Here is a 16,044-nt window from a genome sequence, read left to right as displayed (position 1 = left end):
CTAAATCAATTGCAACAATATTGTTTTCATAAAATTTCTTGTTTAATAATATTGTATAAGTGCAATATGTTTGTACGCATCCAGTACATCTTTATCTACAAATTCCACATCCCCACCAGTTTCCAGTACTTTTTCAATCACATCATCCACTGCATCTTTTATATGAGAAAATTTATTGTAAGGCTCAGAGGCTTTATAAATAACATCTTCATCACTTCCATATTGAGCAGCATACATGTAGTCTCAAACTCATCTTTGGTTCAAACGGAATAATAATTGATACGGCGGGCCTATAGTGAACAGCCCCAATTACTTCACGTATTTCCGGTGTAATGACCGCATTCATAGCAAGCTTTTTTAGATAACGAAACTACTTTTAGTTATCGCTTAAAACACTGATAGCTATCACAACATATAGTGATTATCCTCATAGACTGGAAAAGGGTTTAGCCTGTTATTTGCCTTTTATTTAGCAGAGTGAAGAATTATGATTGGGCTTTCGTTGCGTCGCACTCTTTAGCAGTTTGTACTCCATGCAACAAATAGATACTTTATGTTTGAGGGTTTGTCAAAAAAAAATATTATTCAAAACAATTTGTCACTTGCATCTATATTTCATCATATGGCAGATTGTTACCGCTATCTGGGAAGCGAAGAACGTTTCCGCGCTATTGCCTATGAAAATGTTTCCAGGATATTGCGTAATATGAAAGAAGATATTGCTTGTTATTCAGGTGATGTGAAAACACTTGATGAAATTGGTGGTATTGGAGAAAGCATAGCCGAAAAAATTATAGAATACCTTCATACTGGCAAAATAGAAACATTTGAACTGCTTAAAAAGCGCGTGCCTTATGAGTTACTGGAGCTGATGGACATTACCGGTTTTGGTCCTGCTACATTAAAACAATTGCATGATAAACGCGGTATCAAAAACAGGGAAGACTTAATCAAAGCATTGGAGACAGATAAACTGGAGGGATTAAGGGGCTTTGGCGAAAAGAAAATTGAAAATATGAAACGGGCTCTGAAATTATTCAAGGAACCCAAACGCATACTGCTAAAAGATGCTGAAAGAATCGGCAATGAAATAGTAAATGAAATAAAAAAAATGCCCGGCGTGCAAAAAGCAGAATTAGCGGGCAGTCTGCGTAGAAAAAAAGAAACCATTGGAGATATTGATATTGTTATACTCGCCGAAAGCAAGGACAGAAAAAAGATCGTTAACAGGATTATTAAACTACCACAGGTAGCGAAAGTATTGGTAAAGGGCTCTACCAAAGCCAGTGTAATATTGAACTATGAAAATGTACAGGTAGATATCCGCCTGGTAAATGATTACGAATATGGTGCAGCTATGCTATACTTCACAGGATCCAAAGAACATAATATCAAACTCAGAATGATTGCCAAACAAAAAGGCTTTAAAATAAATGAGTATGGATTATATGATGCAATTTCCGGCAAAAGATTAGCGGGTTCCACAGAAGAAGAAATGTATCATTTTTTGAATCTAAAATATATTCCTCCGGAACAACGTTTAGATAAAGGCGAAATTGAAAAAGCTACTTTGAGTAATGGCATTATTTATCCCAATTAATTGGACACTTTTTTATTAAAAACCTCTATTACCTTTGAAGGTTCCATTCTTTAAATACACAGTTCAATATATAAGCATATCACTTTTCTTTATATTGTTCGTGATTTTATCAAATCATTTATATTCGGCATCATGCTTTAATCAATAGAATAGAAGTTGAAGTGGGCGATGTAAGGAATGATACCATGAATGCAGCAGCCTGCAAAATAAAAAATAAATGATTACAGCTTATGATTAATATCAACGTGTGCTGCATAATTTTTATCAGCAATATTTTATTAAAATAAGGTATTTATATTAACAGTTATTCAATACCTGTTGTAAAGATTCTTTTATTTCTGTGGCAAATGTTCTCAAATTAAGATCGCTCACGCTATGCATCAATTCTTCAGGATTTACTATGGAAATTTCCACTTTACCAACTTCGTGTTCCTGTATCACCACATTACACGGCAAAAACACACCAAGTTTATCTTCTTCCAGTAAAGCTTCATAAGCATAACGTGGATTGCAGGCTCCCAGTATTATATATTTTCTGAAATCAACATTGATTTTCTTTTTTAAAGTTTCTTTCATATCGATACGGGTAATTATTCCGAATCCCTCCTTTTGTAATTCGGCAATTACTTTCTCAACTTCCTCTTCAAAAGAAATATTTACTGTTTTGCTGAAATGGTACTCCATTGCAAATAATTTACATTGCTGTGATCATTCATTAAATTCACTTTTAGTCCACTAATTATAACAAGTTTGCAGTAATTATTTTTTGGTCGTTTTAACTATCCTTACTGCTATTACGAAAATGACAATGGCAAGAATAATTATAAGTATATAGTTCGACTTTATCGCTTCCATTGTAATTTTTTTTTGTCAAAAAAGCATTTATATCACCTTCATAAGATCTGCAATATGAATTATTTATTTCTTTCAGAAAGTGAGAACACCAGTCACTTTCTAAGATAAATTACAATTTCATCGGATTATGTTGAATAAAATACTCATACAGTTTTAGCAGTATCCATCCCATTAACTGCCTTCCATACAGTACCAGCATAATAAATAAAATTATTATGACAAACCAGTAAACAACTATTTCTAATTGAACCTTTTCTGGGGCTATCATAAAAAATTTTTACTTATCAAATCTATAGCTTTTATCTCCCTTGAAAAATGATTATTATCAGCCGAAAGACTGATTTTTCTTAAGTTGTTATAACCTATGATTTATCAAGGAATCACTATGCCTTTGGCAACAAAAAAAGGTCAGTAGAAATACAAGCTTTTTCGTTTTCGTTTTTTCTTTTATGCAACCCGATCAATTCACCAAATGCAATGATCTGTTCACTCATTGCTTTTTCTAACTGGAGTTTTTTAGGTAACCTGGTTGATCTTACGGGGGGATGAATACAATTTGTTTGAGTAAATAATTTCCTTTCATTATAAGCTGTCGCTGATCTTCTTTCTCGTTATAAAGGGTTTTTTTTATGACATGTTGTGAAAAAATGAATTAAACTTTCATTGTATCATTCTACACGAATGATGAAAATCATAATACCCTCATTTAATTAGTTTTAGATTTGTGCTGATAATAATGAATGAAGCACAAGTATTGGATTTTTAAAAATATCCCTCCATGATTATAATGGTCTTTGGTTTGCCAGGTTCAGGTAAAAGTTATTTTGCTTCTCGTGTTGCAGAGATGATCCATGGGGATTATTTAAACAGTGACAAACTGCGAAAGCAGATGTTTGGTATCAGAACATATTCAATAAAAGAGAAATTATCAGTATACAATGAAATGCTTGCCCAAATGCAAAAGGCAATAAAACAAAACAAAAATGTGGTACTGGACGCCACCTTTTACACAAATGATATCAGGAAAAAATTTATTGATGAAGTGAAAAATAAAGATCTTGTTTTTATTGAAGTCACAGCAGAAGAGCCTTTAATCAGGGAAAGATTGAAAAGACCGAGAGGAGATAGTGAAGCTGATTTTGAGGTCTATAAAAAAATCAACCAGGAATGGGAGCCTTTGCATGAAAATCATTTGATACTGACATCAACGGATGATAATATTAAAGACATGCTAGAAAAAACTGCAGATTACCTGCACCTTGGTGATGACAAAGGAACAAATTAACAAGCTACTATTGGAAGGAAGTTTTCCTGAAGATTTATCCCGTCCTGAATTGATTGAAACACATATTTCCTGGGTGTTTTTATGTAACCGGCTTGTGTATAAAATAAAAAAGCCTATTCATTATTCATTTCTTGACTTTTCCACAATAGAAGCAAGAAAATACTATTGTGAAAGGGAAGTCGAATTAAACAGAAGATTAAGCGATGACATGTACCTGGACGTACAAACTGTAAGAGAGTCCTCCGGCAACGTCTTTATCGGAGAGAAAGATGGTGTGATAATAGATCACGCTGTGAGAATGAGAAAAATGGACAGGGAAAAGCAAATGGATTTACTTTTAGCCAGCAACAAAGTAACCCAATCTGATATACAGCATTTAGCAGAAAAAATAGCCTCTTTTCACAAACGTGCAAATATCATTTACGAAAAAGATATACTGGATGTTCAAAAGAAATTTAATGATTTGGGTGCAGAAAAAGATTATCTGGGTGAATATTTAAATAGCAATAGTAGCATTATCATTAGCCAGGCCATTGATATGTCTTATGCATTTATGGAAAGGAATAAAGACCTCGTAGCCGCGAGGCTTAAAGCCGGGTATTTCAGAGATTGCCATGGGGATTTACATTCAAGAAATATTTTTTTACTGCCATCTCCCCTGCCCTTTGATTGTATAGAATTCAACGATGATTACCGCCAGATTGATGTATTGAACGAAATTGCATTTTTGTGTATGGATCTTGATGCATTTGGCAGGCAGGATTTATCAGACTTATTTCTAAGCTGCTATAATGATTTTTTCCCTTCCATAAAAACTGAAAAAGACCGCAAACTTTTTATTTACTATAAAAGTTATCGCTCGAATATCAGGGCAAAAGTAAATAGCCTCAGATCCAGGGATTCAAAAAATGATGCCGAAAGAAAATTAATTCTTTCGGAAGTTGACAAATATCTTAAGTTAATGAACACCTATATTAAACAGCTGGAGAATAATTAATATTCTTAAATCTTGCCGTAATATCAATGGAAGTGAGCGCAGTAGATGGCGCTTGGTTTTATATGTGTATTATACCATACCGTACATCTGAATCACTTTGGTGGACATTACTAACCAAAGAATGTTGAACAGTTGCTGCGAAAAGCAATGCCGGTTTAACCTGGTTTTGAATAATTTACCATTTATTCCTTATCGCTGCACCATAAAGCCAGCTTTTAAAATAGACTATATTGGGCTAAATGTAAAAAGGCAACCGGGTTTGAGCCAGATCAGTTTACCAATAAAATGTCGGGCAGGAAATAATTCTTAACACAAATGTTAGCCATAACACTATCTCAATAAAGGTAATAGATAAGGGCATTGGCATTCCCCGGTAGGATCAGGCAAATATATTTTCAAGTTTTTTTCTGGCACAAGATGTTTCGTCAATATAAGGTACAAGCCCTGGCCTTAATATTGTAAAACGTTATTTGGATTTGCCTGGAGGAAAGATTAGTTTTATCAGTGAAAATGATATAGGGATAACATTTATTGTTGAGATCCCTGTTGGTCATTAATTCATATCGGTCACTTTTCATTTTCTTTGCTTTACAATCCTTTCATCTTTGCTATCCATAGCTTCCGCTGAAAAAAATTACATGAGATTTTAATAAAAAGAAACCAAGCCAGCCATCAAATAATAATATCTGAAATTTTTTTTATTACGTTATTGTCGGTGTTATAAATGTTGATTTCTCTCGCATGATGCTGACAAAGCATACACGCCTTTTGGTAGTTTTGCTACATCAATCGCATCATTTAAAGCGCCGTTGTTAAATGTAATTTTTCATTGATGAACACTTTTTTTAAAAGCTGCAGTTTTCATAGATTCTCGTTTTGGCATGCAATAAAGAAAATCCTGGTAAGCATTTACCAGAGAAAGTATTCATGTATATTTTTTTATGACTATAAAACCGGGTAACAAGTTAGCTAATGCATTGAATGCAGCGGCAAAAAAAAATGTGTATATGTACATGCTTGCTGATAATACCCTTACTCATGCCTGATATAAATCAGTATTTTCATTCTTCTCGCTCTATAACTTTACTGAGAGCTATTTATGCTGAATAAAGATAAAAGCATACAAGTGTGCGACGCAACAGTTGTTAAATAGAATTACTTAAGCCCGGTACAAAAAAATTTTCTATGCTAAAAATTATTTCATGTTTTTTTTCATTGCTGTTTATGCTTTCTGTACATGCACAGGATGCAAAAGAAATTGTGAAGAAAGCTGATGACAGGGCGAAAGGAAAAACCTCGCAGGCAAATATGATGATACAAATTGTGCGACCAAACTGGTCGAGAGAAATGGGAATGAAAACCTGGACAAAAGGAAATGATCTTGCTTTGATATTGGTTACATCACCTGCAAAAGACAAAGGCATTGTTTACCTGAAACGCAAGAAGGAAGTGTGGAACTGGGTGCCCGCAATTGAACGCAATATAAAACTGCCACCATCTATGATGAGCCAAAGCTGGATGGGCACTGACTTTACAAATGACGACCTTGTGAAAGAAGCATCGATCGTAGAAGATTATGATCAGTCAATTATAAAAGATACGACGATCGACGGAAGAGCTTGTTACATGATTAAAATGTTGCCGAAGCCGCAGTCTTCTGTTGTGTGGGGAAAGGTTTTATTGTGGATAGATAAAAATGATTTCATCATGATGCATGCGGAATATTATGATGAAGATGGCAGCCTGGTGAATACGATGCATTGTTCGGATATCAAAATACTGGGTGGAAAATTGTTGCCTGCAAGAATGGAAATGATACCTGCGGAAAAAAAAGGAAATAAAACTGTACTCATTTATAACTCGCTTGAATTTGATAAAACGATCGACGATAATTTTTTCACAACACAAAATATGCCACGGGTGCAATGACCTGGAAACTTACATGGAGAAATCTCTGGCGTAATAAACGCCGCACCATTATTACCATGGCATCAATATCGTTTGCTGTTGTGTTGGCAATTGTTATAAAATCATTGCAGGAAGGCGTTTTTAATAATCTTATTAAAAATGTTGTAAGCTTTTACTCAGGATATATTCAGGTTCATAAAAGAGGTTACCAGGATGAACAAGTGCTTGAAAATAGTTTTGTGCTTTCCGATTCATTGTTAAAAAAGATTCAGCAACCATCCGTAAAAGAAATTGTACCGCGAATTGAATCATTTGCACTTGCATCAACAGGAAATACAACGAAAGGTTGCATGGTGGTTGGCACAGATCCGGAAAAAGAAAATCAACTCACTTCACTTAAAAGCAAATTGAAAGCCGGCGCTTACTTTAATAAAAATGAAAATGTAGCATTGATCGCAGAAGGATTAGCAAGACGATTATACTTAACAGTAAATGATACTATTGTTTTGCTTGGTCAGGGATACCAGGGAGCAATTGCCGCTGGAAAGTATGCTATAAAGGGAATTGTAAAATTTGGTCAGCCACAATTGAATGATGGTCTTGTGTATTTACCATTAGCTACCGCACAAAAATTTTTGAGTGCAGAAAATATTGTCACATCCGTTGCGCTTGCCATCGACGATCCTGAAAATCTTGACATCATTCAGCAGTCAGTGGCATCAGGACTTGACAATGAATATGAAGTGATGACATGGAAACAAATGATGCCTGATATAGAGAATCACATGAAAGCAGATGCTGCAGGTTTTTATGTATGGACAGGTATTCTTTATCTCATCATTGCATTTGGAATCTTTGGAACAATACTAATGATGACTGCAGAAAGAAAATATGAATTCGGAATGCTGATCGCAATTGGCATGAAGAAAATTAAGTTGGGAAAAATGCTGATTGCCGAAACAGTTTTAATCAGTATCTGCGGCACTTTAACCGGAATACTGATAAGCGTTCCTGTTGTTTTATACCTGCAAAAAAAACCAATTCATTTTACAGGAGACAGAGCCAGGGCCTATGAGAATTTTGGATTTGAAGCAATATTCCCTGCAACATTTAACGGAGATATTTTTTTATCACAGGCATTCATCGTTTTAATAATAGCGATGCTCATCGGGATCTACCCTTTGTGGAATGTAAGCAGGCTAAATCCTGTTGCAGCAATGAGAAAATAAAAAATTATGTTGATCAAAGTAGCATGGAGAAATATCTGGCGAAACAAAACGCGAAGCCTTGTTATCATTGCTGCAGTTGCTATTGGTTTGTGGGCTGGATTTTTCCTTATGTCATTTTACAACGGTCTTATTGAACAACGCATCAGTGCGGCGATTGAAACGGAAATATCACACATACAAATTCATCATTCAAAATTTTCAAATGACTACGACATACAATACTATATACCATACGCAGAAAATTTATTACAACAAACAAAAAAGAACTCACTTGTAAAAGCTGCGGCAGGAAGAGTGATCATCAAGGGAATGATCTCTACTGCATCGGGCAGCAGCGGCATACAAATAAACGGAGTGATGCCGGCAGAGGAAGATCATCTTACGCAACTCAAAAACAAACTGGTTAATGGAACTTATTTCACTGCTTCAAAGCCCTATGAAATAATTGTAAGCGAAAAAACTTTGAAGAAACTTAAGCTAAAATTAAATGCAAAAACAATTCTCACCTTCCAGGATAGAGATGGCAACATTGCTTCAGGTGCGTTTCGCATTATTGGCATTTATAAAACCGTGAACACACCTTATGATGAAAGCAATGTGTTTGTAAATATTTGCGACATAGATACACTTGCTGGCATCACACATCAATACAATGAAATTGCTTTGCTGTTACGTTCAGGAAAAGAAGTTGAAAATGTAAAGCAACAATTACAAAAAGAGTATCCGCAACTTGAAATAAAAACATGGACGGAAATTTCACCCGAGATGAATTTGCTTGTTTCTGCATCAGATCAAACTATGCTAATCTATATGGGCATCATCATGCTTGCACTTGCATTCGGCATCATCAACACCATGTTGATGGCTGTGCTTGAAAGAACAAGAGAAATAGGAATGCTGCTCGCTCTCGGCATGAACAGGATAAAAGTTTTCACGATGATCTTACTCGAAACCGTTTTTCTTGTTTTCGCCGGAACACCCGTCGGCATTGCGTTTGGCTTAAGCACTATTGCTTACACACACAAAAGCGGCATCAATCTAAAACAATTTTCAGAAGCTTATTCCAGCCTCGGCTACAGCAGTCTCATTTACCCAACATTCAATGCGCGGCAATTTTTTTTAATGCTTGCAATGGTCATCGCAACGGCGCTTGTTGCATCACTTTTGCCGGCGCGAAGAGCATTAAAATTAAAACCTGCAGAAGCAATACGAAGATGAAAATGTTTTATAAACGATATGATAAAAATTGTGTAGCCAGCTACGGAATATGCATTGAGCTTTTGTTGTGTCACTCACTTGTACTGTACAACAGTTATGAGCTACGCATAAATTGTTGACTCATGTTCTGAAAGTTGAAGTGAGTGACACAACAGGCGATGCCACAAAGGGCAAGAGCCGGCTAATAAAATTTCAGATGCAATAAAGAATAGAAATTAAAATGAACACAGTAATAGACGCACACAACCTGGTAAAAATCTACGATGAAAAAACAATTCCTGTGTATGCACTTAATGGTGTACACCTGCATATTGAACGTGGTGAATTTACTGCAATAAAAGGACCCTCAGGTTCGGGAAAGACTACTCTACTAAATATGATTGGAGGATTAGACGAACCCACTTCGGGTTATGTGGAGATCAATGGAACAAACATTACCAAGATGAAAGGAAGTGCGCTCATCGATTTTCGTTTACACAATATTGGCTTCGTGTTTCAATCATACAATCTTATACCGGTGCTTACTGCAAAAGAAAATATTGAGTTCATTATGTTGTTACAAAAAACTCCAACAAAAGAAAGAGAAACAAGAGTGATGGAATTACTGAAACAAGTTGGTATTGCAGACAAAGCAAATAAGCGACCCCCGGAATTATCCGGTGGTCAGCAACAACGTGTTGCAGTGGCAAGAGCATTGGCGCCTAAGCCGCAATTTATTTTAGCAGATGAGCCAACTGCTAATCTCGATTCTGTTTCTGCCGGTAATCTTCTGGATATGATGTTGCAACTAAACAAAGAAGAAAACATGACTTTTATTTTTTCAACACATGACCAGCGTGTTATTGAAAGAGCGAGAAGAGTGATCACACTTGAAGACGGAAAGATCGTAAAAGATACAGCGCCAATATCAGTAATGCATGCAGGATAATTTGCTAATCATGAGCAGCAGTAAACAAATATTGATCTTATTCTTGCTCGTCTTTTGCGCAACAAAAATTTTTTCACAGGATGACGGCATAGAAAAACCCAAATGGCTCGAGTTTCATGGGTATGTAAAAGATTTGCAGAGTGTAAGTTTTGGTGGGGCAGGAGATTCTTTAACCTCTTCCAATCTCATACACAACAGACTGAATTTTAAATTCAACATCTCTTCAAAAATCTCTGGGCGACTTGAAATACGCAACAGGATTTTTTATGGCGAACAAATTGCGCAAATACCAGGCTTTGGAAAAATAATTAATCAATATCCGGGCTATTTCAATTTGTCAAAGCTGTGGGTTGATGATTCCAATTTTGTTGTACAATCTGTGATCGACAGAATGCTGTTGCAATATTCAACTGATAAATGGGACATAAAAATCGGGAGGCAACGCATTAACTGGGGTATCAACAATGTGTGGAATCCCAATGATATTTTTAACGCCTATAACTTTCTCGATTTCGATTACGAAGAGCGACCGGGAAATGATGCAATACGAATCCAACATTTTTTAAAAGATAATTCAACAATTGAATTTGCTTATAAGCCAGGAAAGGAGAAAGATCAAACCATTGCAGCAGCTTTATATAAGTTTAATAAAAGCAAATATGATATTCAATTTCTTGGTGGTATTTTCAATACTGATGTTGTTGCGGGAACAGGCTGGGCAGGCAGCATAAAAGATGCAGGTTTTAAAGGAGAGGTAAGTTATTTTCATCCGAGGCAAAAATTCACAGATAGTTTTGGTGTTGTAACAGCATCAATGATGACAGACTATACTTTTAAGAAGAACTGGTATGGCATTTTTTCTTTTCTATTTAATAGCGAACCGCTAAATATGTTTAACCCAGACGTAAAAATTTTGAATTTTAATTTGACGGCTAAAAACCTGTTCCCTTTTCGTTATTCTTTTTATGCCGGGGCAATAAAATCCTTTACGCCTGTTACTTCTATGAATATTGCAATCGTTTATTCTCCCACAAACAATACGCTTATATTCTTCCCGTCTTTTGCATGGAACGCTGCAAAAAATCTTGACCTTGATCTTACCGCCCAATCTTTTTTTGCATCAGAAAATGGGAGCTATCAAACTCAGGGAACTACAATCTACCTGCGCGGAAGATGGAGTTTTTAATTGAGCACGCGTTGGACGGACTACAATTTTTTTAAGAAAAATCAATCACCAGACTATCTGTAACAATAATGAGCATTAAATACATATCATATGTTAAGCGTAGTATACTATGCTGGAATATACAAGAACGTGTAAGTGAGTCCAAAACAAGTTGGATTAAGGATGACACGCTCAATGATGATAGTAGTAATACAATTAAATAAATGATTATTACTTAAATATTGGGTATAATTAATCCTTATTGTATTTACCGGGAATTTCTTGTAACCTGTTCAAAAAGAGCTGGGTATTAAATTGATTTGAAGAAAGCCTCTATATAGCATTAATGCAATACATCATTTATCAATACAGTAATTTAAATTCAAATAAAAACACCTGCAATATTTTTATACTGCAGGTGTTGATAATAACACAATTTCTTAGTTTGCTTTTACAAACTTTATTTGTTGCCGCTCATTCTTATTATTGATCACATTCAAAATGTAAATCCCTTTTGGCAGCCCTGCTAAATCGATTGCCCTATTCAAACTACTACTACCCAAAAATAAATTTTGACTGATAAGAATCCTTCCCTGCATATCAGTAATACTGAGTTGAAAATTGGTTGCAGTTGCATTTGAGATATAAAGGTTAAGCACATTTCCTGTAACAGGATTGGGTGAAATGCTAATGCTGAAGTTGCCGGCACTTAAAGCATCAGACATGTTTGTTGAAGATGATACAAATGAACTTGCCGTTGTAAATCCAGGACCGTGAATTCCTTCTGATATTTGCCCCCCACAATTACTTCTTATTTGCCATTGATATGTAGTATTGGGTGATAAACCGTGTAAGGTAATTGCATTTTGTGTTCCCTCTTTTCTCTTGTATATCCAGGCTGAATCACCCGCCACACGATAACGAATTTCGAAGGTGGTAGCAGCAGTATCGGGTAGTGTCCATGTAAGCTTTGCTGATGAATCTGTGATATTGGTAACTTTTAAATCTGAAGGTGGGGTGCAACCATTGTCACCGATAAGACTTTCCAACACGGATATTGTTTCTGAAAATAAATTATCCAATACAATATCCGGCTTTCCGTCTCCGTCTATGTCAACAGCATTAAGAAAACGCGGACCCGTACCTGTAGAATAATCAACTTTTGGAGCAAATGAAATAACTCCAACACTTCCGATATTTTTGAAAACTGAAATATTACTAACCCAGTAATTATTCAGGATAATATCCGGTTTTCCATCTCCATTCAGGTCATTTATGATCGATACGTCTGACCCTATGCCCCCGGATGGATAATCTATTTTAGATGCAAATGAAATTACACCATTTGAACTTGTATTTCTGAATATGGAAAGAGAATGATCCGGGTTATTAAAATTTGAGATCGCAAGGTCGGGTTTACCATCGCTATCCAGATCACCGATCGCAACTCCTTTCCGTTCTGCGTATGTAGTATAGTCTAACCTTGCTGCAAATGAAATATTTCCCGGAGTGCTTGTGTTCCGGAATACCGAAAATATATTTGATGGCGCTTCTGTGCCCACAACAACATCAGGTTTGCCATCCCCGTCCAGATCACTTATTGCACAATTAAAATTACCCAAAGCTGTTGCAAAATCTTTTCTTGTGTCAAAAGAAATATTCCCTACAGAGCTTGTGTTTCTGAAAACAGAGAAGGTAGCTGATACAAAATTGGTGATAATAATTTCAGGTTTCCCATCTCCATCCAGGTCTCGTACAACTGCATATCCGGGACTATTTCCGGTGGCAAAATCTATTTTGAGCGCAAATGAAATATTTCCCGCTGTGCTTGTGTTCCTTAAAACAGAAATCGTATTCGCAGAAATATTACTGGTAACGATATCTAATTTGCCATCGCCGTCAAGATCGCCTGCAGTGCAACTTCTGTTACCATTACCCGCAATAAAGTTTTTTTTCTGCGCAAAGGAAACAGAACCAGTGTGGCTCGTGTTTCTTAAAACTGAAATTACAGAGGAATTAAAATCACCTGTTACCATATCTGTTCTTCCATCACCGTCAAAATCTCCGATATAAGATCCGCAAGGATTGTAACCGAGTGGAAAATCTTTCTTCGGGATAAAAGAATTTTGTGTAAAGGCATCATTACCTCCTTCGAACGTCACCACAAAAGGTTTTGCCGAATAAGCGGTTAGACCATTAGTTGTAACCGATATTGGCTCATATGTTGTACCAACCGGCACATAAACTTTCAGCTTTGTTGCAGTTGCAGAAGCGACAACCGCTCTTACCGCACCAAAATAAACAATGTTCTCAAGTGGATTTGTGCTGAAATTCGTTCCATTGATTGTTACTGTTGAACTAATATGACCGGAAGTTGGAGAAAAAGAAGTAATGGATGGTATGCCTGGTATATTGTCGTCTGGCGTGTATTCCCAGAAATCTTTAGTATAACTGCCTGTGCCAATAAATCCTTTGTTGTTGATAGAAAATCCGGTCGAACTAATCTTTCCTGTCCCCGGGAAATCAGCTTTCCGCGTCCAGGTATTGATAGTTGGGTCATATTCTTCCCAGAAATTTGGGTTATTGGAAGAACCTGCTCCAATGTATCCTTTATTTCCGATACCGAAACCGACAGCGAAATCGCGACCACCCCCTGCTACATCTGCTTTCCGCGTCCAGGTATTGGCGGCAGGATCGTACTCCCAGAAATCTTTTAGAAGGGAAAGAACCGACAAACCGGTTCCAATATATCCTTTGCTGCTGATGCTGAAACCAACAGCACCATAACGACCGCTTCCTCCAAAATCTGTTTTCTTCATCCATGAATTGAGGAGAGGATCATATTCCCAAAAATCTTTCAAATCATTAGTAGTTTCATCCTCACCAAGTCCAATATATCCTTTGCTTCCGATGGAAAACCCTACCGCAAAGTCCCTTGCTGTTCCCGCGAAATCAGCTTTCCGGGCCCAGGAATTGGTAACGGTATCATATTCCCAAAAATCTTTGTAATAGACAGGACCTCCATTATAGAAATACCCCATTCCAATGTATCCTTTGCTGCCGATGCTGAAACCAACAGCCCTGTCACGGAAACCTCCCCCAAAATCTGCTTTCTGGGTCCAGGCATTGGTAGCGGGATCGTATTCCCAGAAATCTTTAGTGGACTCGCCCACGTCAGGATAGCCTGTGCCAATATATCCTTTGCTTCCAATGCTAAAACCAACAGCATATTGTCGGCCAGTTCCCCCGAAATCGGCTTTTCTTGTCCATGTGTTAGGTTGTGCATGTATTGTTACCACATTAAAAAGTACTGCTGTGATAACAACTAAATACTTTTTCATACAATAGATTTTAGTTTATATAAAAATTCGGTTGATCGTTGTAATTCTTTTTCTGAAAGGCGGCGAATGATCGGTTATCAAAATTTTCGTATTCATTTAAATATATTTTTGAAGAATGTATTTATTGTACAGGCATCGTCATTTCATGGCATCACCTGTTGCGTCGCACTCCTGTACTTTAAATTTTTGATTCAGCAATTAAAATGACTGGGTCAACGATTAACATAAAACAACACCTGCAATATTTTTTATACTACAGGTGTTGCTGAAGAGGTACTTAATTTGCTTTTACAAACTTTATTTGTTGCTGTTCGTTTTTATTGTTGATGATTTTCAAAATGTAAATTCCCTTTGGCAGTGCTGCTACATCAATTGTTTTATTTGAACTGCTATTCAACACAAGATTTTGATTGACAAGTATTCTTCCCTGCATATCAGCAATACTCAATTGAATGTTTGACTCACCTGAATTTTTGATACGAAGATTGAGCATATTTCCTGTAACCGGATTTGGCGAAATATTAATTGTAAATTCCTTGTTGCCAGAAAGAGCATTTGAAGCATCATTTGCAGTAACCTTTAAATCAGGATCTCCGCCACCATATACAGGATGTGCTGATAATGCATACCCTTTTACACCCTTTACAAAATGCGCATCACCGAAACCATTGTATGACCCATTTGGTCCAACAACGCTTTTTTCGATTTCTTCTTTTGAGCCAAGTGTATTGTATAAGACAAGTTTACCTTTCCCATTGTAGACTCTTAATTCATCCATAATAAGTTCGCCCGTTAGCGGTGAGTAGGGAGAATGATTTACGGTTATCAGATTGAATGTTCCACCAGAAAGTGGTGCAAAAGCGGGACACGCAACACCACCCCAAGCAGAAGTATTTTGTTTGCCATCAATATAAACTGCAACTGTTTGCTGCCGGTTAAGTTCAGGTAAGCCGTTTTTGTTCCATTTAATACTGTAACAATGCCATTTATTTACTTCGCCGTTACTGCCATATATTCTCTCATAAGTCCAACCACCGAATGAACCTGTTCCGCAGGCATTGTCGAGGCTGGCCGTAAAGCACAATCCGCCGTGTCCTTCACCATCGTTGGAGTTGAATTGCAGATAGTACATGTTGACATAGCTTTCGTAACAAGGTTTATAGGTTTTCTCGTCTGTAATCTGAAAAAAGGCAGGTCCGCGTCCGCTTCCATCAATGCCTCCGCTAAACCCTGTAAGTTTACCAAAAAATTCAATCCTGCCTGAGTCTCCATCTATAATTGTATAAGGAAAGCTGGCGGCGGTAATAGGTAATGTTTGGGCATTTGTTTTCACTGCTGAGCTTAACAGCAATGCGCTAAAAATTATTAAATTTTTTTTCATAGTTAAGCAATTTTATACTTTATAAAATATTTAATTGTTGATTGATTGCGATGCCAAACGGTGGAGAACCGTCTGTTGCAAATGTTACTTTAGGTTGCATTTGAAATATTTTAAGTATCCCTGAAAAACAGGGCATT

At 36.6% G+C, this 16,044-nt stretch carries 12 protein-coding genes; 8 read left to right on the top strand and 4 right to left on the bottom strand.

The features are described from left to right. Nucleotides 1-42: 42 nt before the first annotated feature. Nucleotides 43-237, bottom strand: a complete 195-nt coding sequence (locus tag FRZ67_RS18425; RefSeq protein WP_147191988.1) for a hypothetical protein — start codon at nucleotides 235-237, stop codon at nucleotides 43-45. Nucleotides 238-553: 316 nt separating this feature from the next. Between FRZ67_RS18425 and FRZ67_RS18420 the strand changes: the two genes are divergently transcribed. After that, nucleotides 554-1,600, top strand: a complete 1,047-nt coding sequence (locus FRZ67_RS18420; protein WP_147191986.1) for a type-X family DNA polymerase — start codon at nucleotides 554-556, stop codon at nucleotides 1,598-1,600. A 297-nt stretch (nucleotides 1,601-1,897) separates the two neighbouring features. On the opposite strand, the gene FRZ67_RS18415 is transcribed toward FRZ67_RS18420, so the two are convergent. Next, nucleotides 1,898-2,284, bottom strand: coding sequence for a DUF302 domain-containing protein (locus FRZ67_RS18415; protein WP_147191984.1), 387 nt, complete (start codon nucleotides 2,282-2,284; stop codon nucleotides 1,898-1,900). A 949-nt stretch (nucleotides 2,285-3,233) separates the two neighbouring features. Here FRZ67_RS18415 and FRZ67_RS18410 point away from each other — a divergent pair. The 7 genes from FRZ67_RS18410 to FRZ67_RS18380 all read left to right on the top strand — a co-directional run bounded on the left by FRZ67_RS18410 (nucleotide 3,234) and on the right by FRZ67_RS18380 (nucleotide 11,206). Next, nucleotides 3,234-3,740: a P-loop nucleotide/nucleoside kinase family protein gene (locus tag FRZ67_RS18410; protein WP_147191982.1), complete on the top strand. Its 507-nt coding sequence runs from the start codon at nucleotides 3,234-3,236 to the stop codon at nucleotides 3,738-3,740. Further along, complete coding sequence (locus FRZ67_RS18405; protein WP_147191980.1) at nucleotides 3,721-4,737, top strand: hypothetical protein; 1,017 nt, start codon at nucleotides 3,721-3,723, stop codon at nucleotides 4,735-4,737. The genes FRZ67_RS18410 and FRZ67_RS18405 overlap by 20 nt, the downstream gene beginning before the upstream one ends. Nucleotides 4,738-5,922: 1,185 nt before the next feature. Beyond that, a complete protein-coding gene (locus tag FRZ67_RS18400) occupies nucleotides 5,923-6,666 on the top strand; it encodes an outer membrane lipoprotein-sorting protein (protein ID WP_147191979.1) in 744 nt (247 codons plus the stop codon). After that, nucleotides 6,663-7,874, top strand: a complete 1,212-nt coding sequence (locus FRZ67_RS18395; RefSeq protein WP_147191977.1) for an ABC transporter permease — start codon at nucleotides 6,663-6,665, stop codon at nucleotides 7,872-7,874. The genes FRZ67_RS18400 and FRZ67_RS18395 overlap by 4 nt, the downstream gene beginning before the upstream one ends. Nucleotides 7,875-7,880: 6 nt before the next feature. Next, a complete protein-coding gene (locus FRZ67_RS18390; RefSeq protein ID WP_147191975.1) occupies nucleotides 7,881-9,092 on the top strand; it encodes an ABC transporter permease in 1,212 nt (403 codons plus the stop codon). A gap of 220 nt (nucleotides 9,093-9,312) precedes the next feature. Further along, a complete protein-coding gene (locus FRZ67_RS18385; RefSeq protein WP_147191973.1) occupies nucleotides 9,313-10,020 on the top strand; it encodes an ABC transporter ATP-binding protein in 708 nt (235 codons plus the stop codon). Nucleotides 10,021-10,030: 10 nt separating this feature from the next. Continuing rightward, nucleotides 10,031-11,206, top strand: coding sequence for a hypothetical protein (locus FRZ67_RS18380; RefSeq protein WP_147191971.1), 1,176 nt, complete (start codon nucleotides 10,031-10,033; stop codon nucleotides 11,204-11,206). Between the two features lie 419 nt (nucleotides 11,207-11,625). Here FRZ67_RS18380 and FRZ67_RS18375 read toward each other — a convergent pair whose 3' ends face one another. Together FRZ67_RS18375 and FRZ67_RS18370 are read right to left on the bottom strand one after the other, a co-directional pair. Next, nucleotides 11,626-14,526: an FG-GAP-like repeat-containing protein gene (locus tag FRZ67_RS18375; RefSeq protein ID WP_147191969.1), complete on the bottom strand. Its 2,901-nt coding sequence runs from the start codon at nucleotides 14,524-14,526 to the stop codon at nucleotides 11,626-11,628. A gap of 277 nt (nucleotides 14,527-14,803) precedes the next feature. Further along, on the bottom strand, nucleotides 14,804-15,907 hold the full coding sequence (locus FRZ67_RS18370) for a T9SS type A sorting domain-containing protein (protein ID WP_147191967.1): 1,104 nt from the start codon (nucleotides 15,905-15,907) through the stop codon (nucleotides 14,804-14,806). Nucleotides 15,908-16,044 lie beyond the last annotated feature (137 nt).

Source organism: Panacibacter ginsenosidivorans, assembly GCF_007971225.1.
Lineage (GTDB): Bacteria > Bacteroidota > Bacteroidia > Chitinophagales > Chitinophagaceae > Panacibacter > Panacibacter ginsenosidivorans.
This window is presented reverse-complemented; position numbering and strand designations above follow the sequence as displayed.